General features: G+C 70.2%; 1 protein-coding gene. It reads right to left on the bottom strand.

All coding sequences use genetic code 11. The features are described 5' to 3' along the window. Window positions 1-93 precede the first annotated feature (93 nt). A partial coding sequence (locus tag RISW2_RS25215; protein WP_043775800.1) for a hypothetical protein occupies window positions 94-1,073 on the bottom strand: 980 nt, incomplete at its 5' end.

Here is a 1,073-nt window from a genome sequence, read left to right as displayed (position 1 = left end):
TGTGCAGCACGACTTTGGACATGTGGGAAATCCCGTGTCGTGAAAGAGAAGGCCGCCAGCCGGCGCGGCGCCGGTGCGGGGCGAGGTGCGGGTCTACCCTGTGGCAGGCGCCCGGGTCGAGGCCTCGATCCGCTGCCGGAGCCGACGGGTGAACTGCACCCAGAAGCTCGTGCCCAAGTCCTCGCGAAAGACCGTGCCGTCGGGCAGCGGGGCCGGCGACAGCGAGAAGCCGGGCTGGTGTGCCGCGAGCCGCTCGGCCAGGGCCGCGTCGAGCTGACCGAAGCGTTTGCCTAGCCGTTCGTATTCCGCGCGGGTGAAGATGCAGGAGCGGGCATCCGGCCCGAACTCCTGTTCGAAGGTCTCGGTCGCCTCCCGTACCAGCCAGGGCTGCGGCGGCACAGGCTGGCTCACCGCGAGTGCGGCCCACACCGGCAGGGCCGGCGGCGAAGGGTTGGACCGTCCGCCCGAGACCTGTGTGAGATCCTCGGCCTTCAGCTCCGTGACGCCGAGCACGTCCAGCATGGTCCCGAGGATGCCGCCCGGCGCGGCGCAGGCGCGCCCGTAGTCGAGGAAGCGGATCTCCTCGGCGCCGAAGCCCTGCCGCAGGCGGTCATGGAAGGCAGCGTAGTTCGTCCAGAGCCCGGCGCAATATCCCCCGGTCATCGCCGCCTGCGCGATCTGCGCCGGTGTCGGAGGCACTGCCTTGCGCGATACTTCGAGATAGGTGGATTGCATGAAGGCGCGCTGCTCGCGCAGGACGCAGACGACCTCGACCTCGTCGAAGGCATCGAGGCGCCGGCGGATCGCGGCATAGTCGGGCGCCCCGTTCGGGTGCCCCATCGACAGCGTCTCGGTGGACAGGAACACGGTCACGTCGCGGCGGGCCCACGGCTCTGCGACGCGCGCCCAGCTCTTCTCGGGCGGCTCGCGGTAGCGCAGGTTCGGTGCGAGGTCGCCGTACCATTCCGCCGAGAGCCCGTGATGACCGTGGCCGGGCCCCAGGTCGGGGTAGATCACCCCGTGCCGTGCCAGGAGCTTCGCATTGGCATGGAACGTGTCCTGGATCGTGGTCG

The sequence above is a fragment of the Roseivivax isoporae LMG 25204 genome (genome assembly GCF_000521865.1).
Taxonomy (GTDB): Bacteria; Pseudomonadota; Alphaproteobacteria; order Rhodobacterales; family Rhodobacteraceae; genus Roseivivax; species Roseivivax isoporae.
Note: the sequence above shows the minus strand (reverse complement) of the source record. Positions and strands in the feature narration are given on the sequence as shown.